This window comes from Bradyrhizobium sp. LeoB3 (genome assembly GCF_055456055.1).
This window is the reverse complement of record NZ_JBVBEF010000099.1, coordinates 15,252-27,822: the sequence shown is the minus strand read 5'-3', so window position 1 is coordinate 27,822 and position 12,571 is coordinate 15,252. Positions and strand designations below refer to the sequence as shown.

Annotated in this window: 16 protein-coding genes and 1 pseudogene; 4 read left to right on the top strand and 13 right to left on the bottom strand. The window is 61.5% G+C overall.

Going from position 1 to position 12,571, the window contains the following annotated elements:
• Positions 1-987 (top strand): annotated as a pseudogene (locus tag ACZXDY_RS37290) (Ulp1 family isopeptidase); the annotation flags it as partial.
• A gap of 305 nt (positions 988-1,292) precedes the next feature.
• On the opposite strand, the gene ACZXDY_RS37285 reads toward ACZXDY_RS37290, so the two are convergent.
• The 13 genes from ACZXDY_RS37285 to ACZXDY_RS37225 form a co-directional block, all read right to left on the bottom strand.
• Positions 1,293-1,949 carry a ParB/Srx family N-terminal domain-containing protein gene (locus ACZXDY_RS37285; protein ID WP_463331777.1) on the bottom strand — a complete coding sequence of 219 codons (657 nt, stop codon included), beginning with the start codon at positions 1,947-1,949 and terminating at the stop codon, positions 1,293-1,295.
• 401 nt (positions 1,950-2,350) lie between these two features.
• Positions 2,351-3,064: a hypothetical protein gene (locus tag ACZXDY_RS37280; protein WP_463331778.1), complete on the bottom strand. Its 714-nt coding sequence runs from the start codon at positions 3,062-3,064 to the stop codon at positions 2,351-2,353.
• Complete coding sequence (locus tag ACZXDY_RS37275) at positions 3,054-3,314, bottom strand: hypothetical protein (RefSeq protein ID WP_028167573.1); 261 nt, start codon at positions 3,312-3,314, stop codon at positions 3,054-3,056. Before ACZXDY_RS37275 ends, ACZXDY_RS37280 begins: the two co-directional genes overlap by 11 nt.
• The gene (locus ACZXDY_RS37270) at positions 3,311-3,574 is read right to left on the bottom strand and encodes a hypothetical protein (protein WP_028167574.1); all 264 of its coding nucleotides are present in this window, start codon (positions 3,572-3,574) and stop codon (positions 3,311-3,313) included. The genes ACZXDY_RS37275 and ACZXDY_RS37270 overlap by 4 nt, the downstream gene beginning before the upstream one ends.
• The gene (locus ACZXDY_RS37265) at positions 3,574-4,089 is read right to left on the bottom strand and encodes a hypothetical protein (protein WP_394569047.1); all 516 of its coding nucleotides are present in this window, start codon (positions 4,087-4,089) and stop codon (positions 3,574-3,576) included. Before ACZXDY_RS37265 ends, ACZXDY_RS37270 begins: the two co-directional genes overlap by 1 nt.
• Complete coding sequence (locus ACZXDY_RS37260) at positions 4,077-4,352, bottom strand: hypothetical protein (RefSeq protein ID WP_155255465.1); 276 nt, start codon at positions 4,350-4,352, stop codon at positions 4,077-4,079. The genes ACZXDY_RS37265 and ACZXDY_RS37260 overlap by 13 nt, the downstream gene beginning before the upstream one ends.
• On the bottom strand, positions 4,339-5,853 hold the full coding sequence (locus tag ACZXDY_RS37255) for a DnaB-like helicase C-terminal domain-containing protein (RefSeq protein ID WP_464348975.1): 1,515 nt from the start codon (positions 5,851-5,853) through the stop codon (positions 4,339-4,341). Before ACZXDY_RS37255 ends, ACZXDY_RS37260 begins: the two co-directional genes overlap by 14 nt.
• A 92-nt stretch (positions 5,854-5,945) precedes the next feature.
• Positions 5,946-6,962 (bottom strand): DUF1376 domain-containing protein, encoded by a 1,017-nt coding sequence (locus ACZXDY_RS37250; protein ID WP_028167578.1) that lies wholly within the window; start codon positions 6,960-6,962, stop codon positions 5,946-5,948.
• On the bottom strand, positions 6,962-7,507 hold the full coding sequence (locus ACZXDY_RS37245; RefSeq protein WP_463331779.1) for a hypothetical protein: 546 nt from the start codon (positions 7,505-7,507) through the stop codon (positions 6,962-6,964). Before ACZXDY_RS37245 ends, ACZXDY_RS37250 begins: the two co-directional genes overlap by 1 nt.
• Positions 7,504-7,962, bottom strand: coding sequence for a hypothetical protein (locus ACZXDY_RS37240; RefSeq protein ID WP_028167579.1), 459 nt, complete (start codon positions 7,960-7,962; stop codon positions 7,504-7,506). The genes ACZXDY_RS37245 and ACZXDY_RS37240 overlap by 4 nt, the downstream gene beginning before the upstream one ends.
• Positions 7,959-9,008 carry an MT-A70 family methyltransferase gene (locus ACZXDY_RS37235; RefSeq protein WP_463331780.1) on the bottom strand — a complete coding sequence of 350 codons (1,050 nt, stop codon included), beginning with the start codon at positions 9,006-9,008 and terminating at the stop codon, positions 7,959-7,961. Before ACZXDY_RS37235 ends, ACZXDY_RS37240 begins: the two co-directional genes overlap by 4 nt.
• Before the next feature lie 11 nt (positions 9,009-9,019).
• Positions 9,020-9,394: a GapR family DNA-binding domain-containing protein gene (locus ACZXDY_RS37230; protein ID WP_028167580.1), complete on the bottom strand. Its 375-nt coding sequence runs from the start codon at positions 9,392-9,394 to the stop codon at positions 9,020-9,022.
• A gap of 72 nt (positions 9,395-9,466) precedes the next feature.
• Positions 9,467-9,871 (bottom strand): GcrA family cell cycle regulator, encoded by a 405-nt coding sequence (locus tag ACZXDY_RS37225; protein WP_463331781.1) that lies wholly within the window; start codon positions 9,869-9,871, stop codon positions 9,467-9,469.
• A gap of 417 nt (positions 9,872-10,288) precedes the next feature.
• Between ACZXDY_RS37225 and ACZXDY_RS37220 the strand changes: the two genes are divergently transcribed.
• Genes ACZXDY_RS37220 through ACZXDY_RS37210 form a run of 3 tightly spaced genes read left to right on the top strand, consistent with a single transcriptional unit; the run spans position 10,289 to position 12,569 of the window.
• A complete protein-coding gene (locus ACZXDY_RS37220) occupies positions 10,289-11,218 on the top strand; it encodes a PD-(D/E)XK nuclease-like domain-containing protein (protein WP_394569044.1) in 930 nt (309 codons plus the stop codon).
• Complete coding sequence (locus tag ACZXDY_RS37215) at positions 11,218-12,099, top strand: recombinase RecT (RefSeq protein ID WP_028167583.1); 882 nt, start codon at positions 11,218-11,220, stop codon at positions 12,097-12,099. The genes ACZXDY_RS37220 and ACZXDY_RS37215 overlap by 1 nt, the downstream gene beginning before the upstream one ends.
• Positions 12,100-12,116: 17 nt before the next feature.
• Positions 12,117-12,569: a helix-turn-helix domain-containing protein gene (locus tag ACZXDY_RS37210; RefSeq protein WP_028167584.1), complete on the top strand. Its 453-nt coding sequence runs from the start codon at positions 12,117-12,119 to the stop codon at positions 12,567-12,569.
• Positions 12,570-12,571 lie beyond the last annotated feature (2 nt).

Below are 12,571 nucleotides of genomic sequence, written 5' to 3'. Positions count from 1 at the left end.
TCAAATACCTACGCGGGTCTGGACTCTTTCGTTGACCTGAATGCGCCGACGCCATCCGAATTGCGCGACGATGCTCAATCACCGCCGGTGCTCGGCCCTGCCGGCTTTGTCGTCGGCGCATCGGGCTCGCTTGTGGAGCTTGAGGATATTGGACCTCTCGTCGGCGAGAATTGGCAGCATGGCTCCCGGCCGGTGCCGGATTTCCTGCTCGATGCCCTGGATAACATCGGCGTCCTGCCGACCCAGTTCAGCGGCCCAAGGCAGGTCTCCATCAACGGTGAGACCTACTCGATCACATTGCGGACGCGAGGACGCCGCGATGCGCAATTCATCCATCATCCTCGCCCTTCCCCCGTCCCAGATGCCCGGACCGGTACGTCAGTTACCGGCGCCTCTTCCGCCGGCCGCAGCGGACGCGTGCTAGGTGCCACGGACTGGCTGTCGAACGAGCATATCCAGCGGGACTATGAGCTCCTGACACAGGAGTTGCAGGAGAGCAATCCGGATCTCGCCGCCCGGACGCAGTTCGTGAATCCCCTGATAGCCCAAATGGTGCGGTCAGACGCGCTCGCGGCACAAGCACTCAATTGGATTGGCCATACAGACGACTTCCTGTTCCTGCCGGTAAACGATGCCGGCGCGGAGATAGAGCGGCGCGGCAGTCACTGGTCGCTGCTGCTGGTTGATCGCAGCGATCGGTCAAGGCCGCCGGTTGCCCATTACTACGATTCTCTGATGGTAGACGATGGGTACGGCTCTCAGGTGGGATATAATGACGGGCCCGCAGCGGAGCTCGCAGGACGGCTGGGGGCCAAACCGCAACGGGCCGCAATGCGCCAGCAGAGCAACACCTATGATTGCGGCGTCTTTGTCGTGGACGGCACCCGGGAGCTGGTCAGGCGATTGGCAACAGGACAGCCGGACCTGCTGAACCTTAAGAACCTCAGGGTCAGTCGGCTGGCCCTGCAAAACCGGCTCAGGAGCTGAGGTCGGCTTGTGTCGATAGAACTGGCTGAAGCGGCTCTCGCCGACACCGGCCAGACCTTGTGTGCGAGGCTGAATCCGACAGTCGAAAGGCAAAGCTGGCGAAGCTGCTGACCAGTCGGCCAAAAGGCTGCGCGGCCCTTTCGAAGGAGGCGAGATTGAACCGGGCCATTCGAGCCTACCGGATGAATCTCGAAGGAATCCTTTCGAAGCACAGGCTGCGGCGGCCGCGGTTTGTGACTGGAAGAAGAATCGCAACCATCCATCTATGCGGAGAGTCAAAGACGCCCTGTCTTGGCACGGTCTGTTCAGCCACCGGCGCAGCCCGCGATGAGCGCGCCCACCGAATAGGCAAGCAGAAGCAGGCTGACAACCACCAGCGACATCATCGCGGCCGGAACAATGATCTGCGCTTCGGCGTGGAAACGATATCGCTCATGCGACCAGTGCCGGCTGCTTGCCGAGCATATCCGGTCTGATGCGGAGAGCGATCCAGAAACGAAGTAAACCCGGCCATCCCTTTCGGCACAGCAGCGCAGTGGGGCGGCTTCTTCAACCAGAAGGCCCTGCAGCTCGTCGGGACTGAAACCCAGATCGTCGATCATCTCGCCGGCTGACCGCAGCGCCTCGATCTCGGCGCGCAGCATCGCCTCATCCCATTTCGAATTGAGCGCGATGCGATTGTCCGCCAGCGCCAGCGCGCGGCACTGCGCTTCGGAAAGGCCCGCCAGCTCGATGACCGGCGCCTCCAGCAGGCCAAGCTTGCGCGCGGCCAGGTACCTGCCTTCGCCCGCGATGATGGTGCTGTCCTTATCGACCAGCAGCGGGTTGAGGAATCCGAAGCGGCTGATCGAGCGCGCGATCTCGGCGATCTGATCGTCGCTGTGCAGCCGCGCGTTACGCGGATTGAGCCTGAGCGCTCCGAGCGGCCGATACTCGATCTTGATGCGGTTGTGCTCGGTCATGGCTCCGGCCAAAAAAGAACCGACCTCTTACGAGATCGGTTCGAAGTCAGGTGTAACCACGACCAATGCCCAAGCCAAAAGCCGGGAGGCTCGAAAGGCTTACGGGCAAGCGTCACGGTGATTTCAACGATGGAAGCGCGGCATCGGTCAATCGGAGATTTTGCGAGAGCCAGTCGGTCCAGTCGAGCTTTGGATTTCGCTCGCGTTCACGCTTGAAGCGCGACGTCAGCTCTCGGCGCGCAACATCAGGCAGCGTCCGGTACTGGCTCACGATCTTTTGTCTGTTTTCGCGGAGAAGCCGCCGGGCAAGGCTACGGTTTGACACCGCCACACCGTTTGCCGATCTGGGGCGGGCGATCCCTCGCGTGGCATCGTCGGCGAGGATCGCGCTCGCAAGACGTTCAAGCTTTTGCTGGCGTTTCGTCATCGGCGCGCACCTCACCCCGCAGGGGCGCGGGCGAAGAGGACCCCTGTTTGTCAAGCTTGTCAACGTCATTCCTGTTGGAGGCGTTCGGAAGCCGCGGAAACACACGGCGCTCCAAATCTGTCCGCGTGCTGTTTACACCTTGCAAAATCAATTGCTTGATCGCCTCGTTTCGCAGCCGCGCCCGCGCGGCATGATAGCTCATGCTGATGCCGGTGCCCTTCGCCCGGAGCCGCCATTGGCGGTAAGCGGCATTGAACCACGCTAGTTCACCGCGCCCATTCGCGTCGCTGATTCGACGCTCAATCTCGGCGATGGCATCCCGAACGCGCGCTATCGCCGCGTTGTGGCCCGTCAGGCTGATGCCACGCTCGACGGCAGCCTTGACGATCAGCCGCGCCGCATCTTCGCCGCGCGCGAGCAGGCGGACCTTATCGACATGCGGCAACACGCGGTTGACCTCGCTTGCCAGCGCCTGGGCGCGCGCTCGATCGCGAACCCAATAGGCGCAGCTGATGTCCCAATCCGGCCATTTGCGCTGCAGCGCCGTCAGGCTCTTGCCGAGATCGCGCGTCACCGCGACGACGCACGGCTCGCCCCTCGGCGCTGTCGCGATGTAGACCGCCGCCACGCCGAAGGCGATGAAATAGCCGCGCTCGGCGCCGCGCGGGAGATCGAACTCAATGACCATTGAGGCGAGCCTGCAAATCGAGATCGCACCGCGCGGTATCGAGCGCCTCGATGAACCAATCGTAAACCTCATCGGGCGCGCCGTTGAGCGGCAGAGCGGCACAGATCGCGAGCGCGTTCAACACGGTGAAACTGTTGATCGGATCGGGGCCGCGCTTGTCCTGCGCGTCCTGGAGATAATCGCGAATGATCGGAGCCAGCTGCCGCAACAGGCCGTTGAATTCCTCCCTGTCGATTTCGGCTTCCCTCATCGTTTGCCTCCGCCTGCCCATGCGGCGGATCGGCTCGGCGACCATCCGCCCCGGCCGTCGCGATAGAGCCGCGTCGTGGTGTGCGCGTTGCAATCGACCAGATCGAAATAGGCAATGTCGGTGCGATCGTGAAACACCATCAGCTCGATTTCCTTGCTGACGTCGCCCCGGTGCCACGTCTCCAGCGCCAGCTCGCCGTGATTCTTCGCCTCCGCGGGGCGGTTGGCGTAATAGGCCCGTATCCGCCAATCCTCTGCCATCAGAACACCGGCACGAATGCGGTGCCCAGACCGCGCGCGATGACCTCGCATCCCTTGTCGTGACGATCGCGCCAGGTGTCGGCGTAGCCGCCGCATTGCGCCGCGACCCATCCGGCGTCGCGCTCCAGCGAATGCGCCAACGCGACCATGTTGACCGCGCGCATCAGCCAGTCCGCCTGACCGAGGAAGCGCGCGGGCCAATAGACCGCCGCCTCCATCCGCGTGACGTCGCTGTAGCTCGGCAACAGCCGGGCGCGGTTCTGCATGCGCTGCGTCTTCTCCAGCTCGCCTTGCTCGTGCTGTGCGAGAAGATCCTCGAATTCGTAGGCGTAGGAAGGCCAGGCGCCGCAGTAGCCCTGGACCGCGCGCATCGGCAGCATGCGCAGCGTTCGCATCGCTTCCGACAGCCGCTTGCCGACATGCGGTCCGCTCCAGACCGACGGCGCGATGTCCTCCATCTCGATGTCCTCCAGCGGGTTGAACTTGAGATCGTCGTGCCTGATCAGGCTGAGCATTGCTTATCTCCCCCGATCTGCCGCCGCATATCGACGACCAGCTTATCCAATCCATCAAGCGCAGCTTCACGGTTAGGTGCGAGCGTCCGGATAGCCGTGACGATCATGGTGGCGCAGCACGCCGTTAGGCTGAACAGTTTTTCCTCGGTGCTGAACTGATTGAGGCCCTCAATCCGGTGCGGCGGTCCAAGCGGCATATCGAGCAAAAGCGCCATCAGCATTGCGCGTTCGTGGTCAATGGCGGCTTGTTCATCGCAATTCACTGTCGTCCTCCATGGTCGCGGCTGTATGGGTCGATTTCCGTTTCTGCTTCAGCTCGCACACACCAAAACGCCCAACACCGATATCGTAGTCGAGGGCAAACTTGGTGGCATATCCGAGTTCGTCAAACCGCGCCTTTTTGTGATGCAGTTCGACGTAGGTCTCGCGCTCGCCCTTGTCGTTGAACAAGCGTGGGCGATGCACGACGAATCTCTGGTCGACCATGTTGTCCCAATGCTTTGAACCAGCGATGTGCTCAAGCTCCGGCGGCTCGCTGCGTCGCATGGTTTCCATCTTGGCAGGGTGCGCCAGGATTTGGACGTGGACATTGAAGTCGTTCGCGAAGTTGTAAAGCTCGCGCAGGCACCGGCCGATGTAATCGGTCTCGCTCTCGCGCGGCTCGCGGCTTGCCTCAAGCCGATTCCAAGGATCGACCTGGAGGATGTTGGCCTTGTACCGAACGACGGCGGTCTCCGCCTGTTGAAGCAACCATGCCAGCGTCGGTCGCCGTTCCGGATGAATCAGAAACAGGTAGTGATCATTGATCCATGGGTCGGCCGCCGCGATATCCGGTCCGGTCAAGATCGATTCCAGTTTCCGCGAATGCAACGTCCGCAGCTGGCGGCGGATGTGCGGCTTGGCCCGCGTCTCGAAACTCGCAACGCATGCCAAAAGACCATAGGCCTGGACGATGTTGTACCAGATTTGACCGAACAGCAGCGTCTTGCCCATACCGGGATGACCGGTCGTCACCGAGAGCGTTCCGGCGGCGAACATGCACTTGCGGCCCCAGTTGAACCCCGGGTCCCACGTCGTCATCGGCGCAGGCTCCGGAATTTCGGCCATCCGAAACAGACCCTCGGCTGGCCACGGCGTCGAGCCGTCGACGACAAGGTCATGCACCGCCTTGGCGCCATCGGTCCGCAGATGATCGTTTGCGTCTTTCGAACCTTCAGGCCAGTCGATGAAATAGAACTTCGCGGTGCCGAACAATTGCGCCATGGTCGAGCGCAATTCGAGGCCGGCCTTGTCCTGGTCGCCGCACCAGATGAAACGCTTGGCGCGATTCAAACCGGCCGCGAGCGCATCCCGAACATACTGCTGATCTCCGCTCGCCGACGGAGCGCCGAGAACCTGATCGGCTGCGATGCTGCACTCGACCAACGCGCAAACGTCCAGCTCGCCCTCAACGATGTAAACGTCGGTGAGGGGACCATCGAGCACAGCTGCCAGATTCCAGAACGTCGGGCTGGTGCCCTGCTTCTGCGTGAACGCCTTGGCTGGATAGGAACGCGCCTTCCAGCCGTCGGGATAGCGGAAGAACAGCGCCTCCGATTTGGATTGTAGGTCAGGGAAGAATGCCGTTCCGGATGCGACGGGCAGCTTCGCCAAAGTCTCTTGGCTTATCTTGCGCACGGCCCTGGCCCATTCGACGGCGCTGGGTGCCAGCGTCCGATGCGAACCCGTGAAATCCACAGTGGTGACAGTTGAAGATGATCCCATGACTGTCGTCCGCTCGCTTTACCGATAGACATTTCTGCGACTGGTGGTGCTTCCGTTTGTGGCTACAAACCGGGCATCGAAAGACGCCCGGTCTAGTGGCGTTGGTCCGAGCTAGGATCTGGAAATTCGTCTGCGGGCTGTTCTCCATTTGCTCTTGCCTCCCTTCGCAATCGCGCTCGTTCGTAGGCCGCATCGCTTCTCGCTTTCATCCTGGCGCGCTCATCGTGCGCGTCGAGGATCGCTTGAGTGGCGTATTTGTAACCGGGCGCCGGCGATGATCCGGCCGGCGGCTTTGTGCTCGACTTGAGCGCGTTTTCGGAATTCTTGCGCCGCAGCCAGCGCAGCAGCGTTTCCTTACGGGAGGCTTCCTTGGTGTCGAGCAGCCATGACCGGCACGCGTGACGCACCAGGCCGCGAACGTTTTTGATGAAGGGCAGCTCGGCATCGAGGGCGGCGAATTCCTCGGCGTCGATCAGGACCGATCCGTCGTCGGACAGAAAGTCGAAGTTCCCGAGAACGCGGCGCTCACCAGAGTCGGATTGCGATCCTGCTGATGATTCAGAATCTTTCTTACTACCATCATTAAAAGAAGAATCTTCTCTTATATGGTTTTGGTTTTGGTTGGATATGCGAACAGGCGGATCGAGCAAATGCTCGGGTGATGCGCCCGCATCTGCCGCATTGTTATTTTCCAATGAGTTAGCATCAGAGTGTGAGAACGCATTCGTTCTCGCTGAGAGAACACTTTTTCTTCTCGCTGAGCGAGAAACACTGGCGGGGTTGGAACCCCACCGGGACTGCGCGGCGTCAGCCGCTTTTTGTTGCCGTTTGTGCACTTGCTCCCGAACCTCATCGAGCCTTTTCTGCCGCCATCGACCATCTGAGAGTGTCCAAAACGCCATGACCCGCGGCCTTATGCGGGGCCAGTTATTCGGCGAGACGCGCGCAAACCGGGCTAGCTCGCTATCATCGTCGGGCAGGTCGTTATGCGGTCGCCGCCATGCCGTCATGAGCAGCAGCAGATAGGCTCCGGTTTCAGCGGCGCTGAGGTGCATCGTGTCCGAGAGGAAGGCATCGGTCCAAAGCGGCAGCGCGGGAAATTCGGCCATTACGCAATCCTCCGGCGAAAGAGCGGCGACGTTTGTACGGCGAGCCTCGGCTCAAGCAGCGATGCCTGGTAATGCCAGAGCGCGAGCGCATCAGCGGCGTTGTCATCGGCCGGTGCCCAACCGAGCCGATGACATGCATCGATGGTAAGGACCTTCGCCTCTTTGCGTTTGATCCGGTTGGTGCCGAGGAAATGCGCCCGCACGTCGGAGACGCGCGCCTCGCGCACATCGTAGCCACGCCCATAGGTTGCTTCCTCGACGACGACGCAAAGCCCGATCAGCACGCGGATGATGTCGGCGCTGGTGCGGCCTGACATGTGCTGCGGCGTCATCGGCGCTTCGAACACGATCAGCTTGACGTCGGATTCGGTCGCGAGGAAATCGTTCAGCCACTGCCTGCAGCCGGAGAACACAGCGCCCATGCTGGCGCCTTCGCGGGCAAAGCGCACCGAGCCAGAGCGCGGCGTCAAATCGGAGGGATAGCCGCAGGCCCAGCCGGAACGGCTGGCGAGATCGAGCGCGAGGATGCGCGGCGAATAGGTCATTGGACTTCCGCCCTATCGAAGAAGGCGGGTTCCAGTGGCGGCGTGATCGGATTTTGTGTTGACCATCTGAACCACTTACAAACCCAGCCAACGAGTCCGGCCTCGCTGACGTTGACGTTCACATCGCCGCGCTGCGCCTCAAATTCTTTCCAGACTTGGACTTTGTGAATCGGAAAGCTGTTCGGCACCCCCCACAAGTAGACGACGCAAAAACCAACCTTCACCAACGAGCTATGGCTTCTCAATTGCCCGCTCGTCATTTCCCGGTCGGGCACCGTCGTCTCGAACAGGAGATGATGGCCGTACCTCTCGACGTAGCCGTGCTTTTGGACGATGCCCTCGTCATCCAGCAGACCATCAAGGTCGGCAACCCGGATGGCCGTGCCGTTGAAGCACGGTTTCAAAAAATCCCAATCCCAAAGGGCCGCACAGTATTTCACCGGGTCTCGGATCATGCGGCTGCTCCCTCGTCAGCCTCATTCCCCCAAGCGCTCCAACCCGGTCGTGCAACGCCCCGCCGATTCAGTTCGATCTTGGGAACGGTCGGGAAATACTGCTCGATCATCTCAAGAAAGATTTCGGGCTTTGCGGAATGTTCACCGCCACGGGGCGCGTCGATCACAGAGTCCCACTGCGTGCCGAGCGCGGGGCATGGCGGACTACCCTTTGTCCCGATCAGAAGCACTTCGTGAACGCTTCGATTCCAGTATCCAAGGCCCAGGGTTGGTTTGCGCCAGATGTAGTGCGAAGCGTATTCAAAACCCCAAGCTCGCAAGACCTCGATTGCAACATCGAGGTGCTGATTGGTGGACCAGAGAAACAGCACACAGTCATCCGCGGCAATGTCCCCGACCGGGCGCTGCTTGATGTTCTCAATGTCGCTGGTCGTGTAGACGCGGGATGCGTGACGATTCATCCCGGTCTGTTCTGAGTACACTTCGTCGTGCCATTCCGGGTCGGCGAGGATGACGCCAAATTTGGCGTCCGGGAGCGCGGCGATCTTTGCACCAAGCCGTTGCTCCTTATCCGCGCGCCTCGCCTGCGTCGTGGCAATGTCGGTGGTGCGCCGGTCTACAATCTTTGCAGCTTGCGCGCCGCTGATTTCGGGGGGTGCCGGATTTCCGGCAGCTATCTTCTCGGAGGCTTTGGTTTCCTTGGAGTTTTTTTTCGCGACTGCCGGTTTTCCGGCAACGTCCTCATCAATCGTGGACGGATTCACCCCGAGCATCTTCGCAATGCTGCGGTTCGACGTGTCCGGTTGCAGCGCCTTGATCTTCGCCACCATCTTCTTGCGCTCGGCCGCGGCGGCGGTGAGCGTGTCGAGTTTAATGCTGGCGATGAATTTGCTGACATTATCGAAGCCATCACCGATCAGTTTCCAGCGGTCAGCTTCAAGCAATGACTCCAGTTCCTGAAACGCACGTTCCAGCGTGTAACCGGCAACATGGATGCCGGTGGTCAGACGGCCGAAGGCTTGGTTGGCTTGGGCGGTGTCATCCATGGCCGCCCCCATTACTGATACGTCGCGGGGCGGCTTTCAGCGGCGGCGGCCGATGCGGCGCGCCAGAGCGGCAGGTCCTTGACGCCCTCGGCGACCGCGAGCATAGCCAGCACTTGCTGCTGGTCGGCCTCCAGTTCCTCGTAAATCTCGCGGTTCTTCTGCTCGTTGTCGCGGATCTTCACCAGCGAGCGCAATTCCTTGGTCGGAACGCCGCGCGCCTTGGCTTCCTTGTAAACGTTGCTGATCGACTCGCGGATGTTGCGGCACCGCGCCATCGACGAGCCGCGCTCGGAAAGCAAATCGGATTTGTAGCCGTCAATCTTCGCCAGGATTTCCTGCACGAGCTGCGGATCGAAGTCGTTCGCGACTGCTGCTGCCTTGGCCATCGTCTATCCCTGTTGTGATTTGCTGGGCCTCGGCGAGCTTGGGATGTGCTGCGCGGGCCTCGCGTGTTGGCATCAGGGACTCCGGCTATGGTTGAAGTAGGCGAGATAGTGCGCTTGGCACCACGACGCGCCCTTGAGGTGCCGCGCGCCGCAGCGCATGCGAAGACCGTCCGCGCCGCGCTGATCGAGCACGACGTGACAATGGAAGTCGCGCGCCTTAAGGTAGGAGACCGGCCGCGCCGGTTCGGTCCGGCTCGACAGCGCCTTTGTCCTGGTTTGGGACGCCGTTCGCGCCTTCATGGTGACCGGCCATCCATTCGCGCGTTGCAGCTTCATGCGAACGACCTTGCCGATGACCGCATTGCGAGATCGATGCATCGCCGCAGCGATCACAGACGCCGAATTGCCTGCGCCCCACATCCTTTGCAGGACCGAGACGGCCTCAGAATCCCATGTCGATGTGGCTGGATTGACCATCTGGTGTCATCGTCATGAGCACGATCGATGGTCGTTTTAATTGTCACCAAACGCGACGCGTGTCCATGTTTACACTTGTTCGCCGTTGTTCGATGTCCAGAGAGTTTGTAGCTGCGACGGTTTGACTGCCTCATAAAATATGCAGGCGAACACGCATTAATCCCAGAGGTTGCATCGTGTCCGGAAACTTCATGCGCTGACGTTCGAGCCTGTTGACAACTTGGTTTCGTGAGCGTGGAATCGCAGCACGATTTAGGGCGGTGAGAGCACCAACAGACACGCCCAGCTAACCACGACGGCGTTACTGTTCGCGACCTTTAGCGGGCGGCCCGTATCGGTTCCTCAGACTGGACTTCATTCGCCTTGTCCTCGGCGCGAGGGCGAGGAACGCCCGACGATTGCGCGGGAGGATGGGACATGCAGTCGATTCCTTGGGATGGGAAAACGATAACCGAGCCCGGGATTTATCGCGGCATCCCGCTGACCGACTACCATCGGTTTGACCTCTGCTCGGAGGTCAGCGTGTCCTCGACGATGCTGCGCGGCATCATCGGGGAATCGCCGCGCCACGCCTGGGAAAAATCCAGGCTCAATCCGGATCACGTCGACGATGAAGAGCAGAGCGAGGCGATGGCGCTCGGCCGCTTCCTGCATGCCGCCGTCGCAGCCGAGCCGTTCGAAAGCGATTGCGTCTTCCGTCCCGCGACGATTGCCGGACACCCGTACAACGGGAACCGGAAGGAATGGCGGGAGTGGAAGGCCGAGCAGATTCGGAATCGCAAAACGATCATCACGCCGGAGATGGCGTCGCATGCGAAGGGCATGATTGTCGCCCTGGGCAGCTTCCCGCTGGTCCAGGCCGGGATGCTCGGTGGCGCCCCCGAACGTTCGCTGATCTGGAAGGACGATCGCGGATTCTGGAAGAAGGCGCGGCCCGACGAGATTCCCAACGCCAGCGGCGACTATGCCGAGATCAAGACGACGCACCCGCCAGTGCTATACCGCAACCTGCAGCGGACGATGGCCGATCGCGGCTACTACCAGCAGGCGGCCATGGTGATCGAAGGCGCCCGCGCGCTCGGCCTTCCGGTGCAATCGTTCACGGTGCTGTTTGTCGAGAACCGGCCGCCCTATTGCGTGCGCGCCTGCACCTTGAAGGACGAGGACATCGCGCGCGGCGATCAGCTCAATCAGCTCGCCTACAGCATGTTCTGGCAGTGCTACCAGGGCGGCGTGTGGCCCGGACCGGGCGACGATCGTGCCGACGCTGAATACATCGACGCGCCCGACTGGTGGCGCAAATCGGTCGATGACCGGGTCAAATTCTCCCTGCGTGAGGCTGCCTGATGAGCGATCAATCCTTTCCCGGCGACCGTCCCATGGAATCCGACCGTCCGCATCCGGAGCGCGTGACGCGCCGCGACCTGGCGGAAGGCAACGCCGAAAAGGTCGTCAACGAGCGCACCGAACAGGTTCTGTTGTTCAAAGGCGGCGGCGGCGTCGACGTCGCCAACCTGCGCGACATGATCGATGAGGCCAAGCTGTTGTCGACCGCTGGCCCGATGATTCCGCCGTGGCTGCAGGGCAATGTCGGTGGCATGTTCGGCGTCTGCATGAAGGCGCACGAGCTGGGCATCTCGGCGCTGACGCTGGCGGGCTGGACCTACATCGTCGAGAACAAGGGCGAGAAGCGCGTCGCCTACGAATCCCAGTTCTTCCATGCCATCATCGAGCAGCGCGCGCCGATCACCACGCGGCTGAACGTCGAATATGAGGGCGAAGGCGACGACCGCCGCTGCAGGGTCTATGCGACCTTCAAGGGCGAGAGGGAGCCGCGCTATTTCCCGCCGCGCAGCGCCGACCCTGGCCAGTTCACGCTGGGCAAGCTGCGGCCGGCGCGCAACGAATACGGCAAGGTCAAGGGGTCGCCGCTCTGGGACCTGAAACCGGATTTGCAGCTGTTTTACAACATGTCGCGCGACTGGGCGCGCATGTATTGCCCCGACATCATCGGCGGCATGTACGGCCGCGATGAGATGGAAGACGCCGGATTCGTCGTCGCCAGCGAGACCGCGAAGGACATCTCGCCGCGCCTCGCCGAACGGCTGCGCGGCAATGCACCCGCCATCGGTCAGGCCGCAGTCGCCACGCTCGACGCCTACGCCAATGAGCATGCTGCGAAATCACAGAAGAAGGTGCCATCCGACGCAGGGTCGGATGAGGCCTGAAAGACGGGGAGGATACTATGGAAGTGATGGCACTGCACGGACGCTTGTTCACCACCAATTACGATTCCCTTTCCCTTGCTCTCGATTGGATCGCGGCGGCGCGGATGCCGTCGCTGACGGGCCATCCGCAGACGGAGCGACCCGCGGAATTCGCGGCCGTCGAGATCAATCTCCTGATCATGGCCGACCGGGCGTTCCGTCGCTATCGCGTTGCACGCCCCTGGAGCAACCAGATCCTCGACGCGATGGGTATCTGCGCCAAGTATTACGGCGTCACGCGGACCGTCCTGCTCAGTGATCGCTCCGACGTCGTCGAGATTCGCCAGAAGGTGATGGCGTTCGTCCGCGTCGTCACCGGCAAGAACTTTCACGAGATCGGCGAGAAGTTCGAGCGCAGCCACTCGGTCGTGATCCATGCCTGCAAGAAGTACGAGCACGCCATCCGGACGGCATTGACGCCGGTCGAGTAGCC

What these genes read in the sequence shown, in the direction of transcription:
- ACZXDY_RS37265 (WP_394569047.1), bottom strand. Translation starts at nt 4,089, where the DNA reads ATGCTCAGCCTGATCAGGCACGACGATCTCAAGTTCAACCCGCTGGAG.
- ACZXDY_RS37210 (WP_028167584.1), top strand. Translation starts at nt 12,117, where the DNA reads ATGGAAGTGATGGCACTGCACGGACGCTTGTTCACCACCAATTACGAT.
- ACZXDY_RS37225 (WP_463331781.1), bottom strand. Translation starts at nt 9,871, where the DNA reads ATGGTCAATCCAGCCACATCGACATGGGATTCTGAGGCCGTCTCGGTC.
- ACZXDY_RS37270 (WP_028167574.1), bottom strand. Translation starts at nt 3,574, where the DNA reads ATGGCAGAGGATTGGCGGATACGGGCCTATTACGCCAACCGCCCCGCG.
- ACZXDY_RS37220 (WP_394569044.1), top strand. Translation starts at nt 10,289, where the DNA reads ATGCAGTCGATTCCTTGGGATGGGAAAACGATAACCGAGCCCGGGATT.
- ACZXDY_RS37215 (WP_028167583.1), top strand. Translation starts at nt 11,218, where the DNA reads ATGAGCGATCAATCCTTTCCCGGCGACCGTCCCATGGAATCCGACCGT.
- ACZXDY_RS37245 (WP_463331779.1), bottom strand. Translation starts at nt 7,507, where the DNA reads ATGACCTATTCGCCGCGCATCCTCGCGCTCGATCTCGCCAGCCGTTCC.
- ACZXDY_RS37250 (WP_028167578.1), bottom strand. Translation starts at nt 6,962, where the DNA reads ATGGCCGAATTTCCCGCGCTGCCGCTTTGGACCGATGCCTTCCTCTCG.
- ACZXDY_RS37235 (WP_463331780.1), bottom strand. Translation starts at nt 9,008, where the DNA reads ATGGATGACACCGCCCAAGCCAACCAAGCCTTCGGCCGTCTGACCACC.
- ACZXDY_RS37230 (WP_028167580.1), bottom strand. Translation starts at nt 9,394, where the DNA reads ATGGCCAAGGCAGCAGCAGTCGCGAACGACTTCGATCCGCAGCTCGTG.
- ACZXDY_RS37275 (WP_028167573.1), bottom strand. Translation starts at nt 3,314, where the DNA reads ATGAGGGAAGCCGAAATCGACAGGGAGGAATTCAACGGCCTGTTGCGG.
- ACZXDY_RS37285 (WP_463331777.1), bottom strand. Translation starts at nt 1,949, where the DNA reads ATGACCGAGCACAACCGCATCAAGATCGAGTATCGGCCGCTCGGAGCG.
- ACZXDY_RS37240 (WP_028167579.1), bottom strand. Translation starts at nt 7,962, where the DNA reads ATGATCCGAGACCCGGTGAAATACTGTGCGGCCCTTTGGGATTGGGAT.
- ACZXDY_RS37255 (WP_464348975.1), bottom strand. Translation starts at nt 5,853, where the DNA reads ATGGGATCATCTTCAACTGTCACCACTGTGGATTTCACGGGTTCGCAT.
- ACZXDY_RS37280 (WP_463331778.1), bottom strand. Translation starts at nt 3,064, where the DNA reads ATGGTCATTGAGTTCGATCTCCCGCGCGGCGCCGAGCGCGGCTATTTC.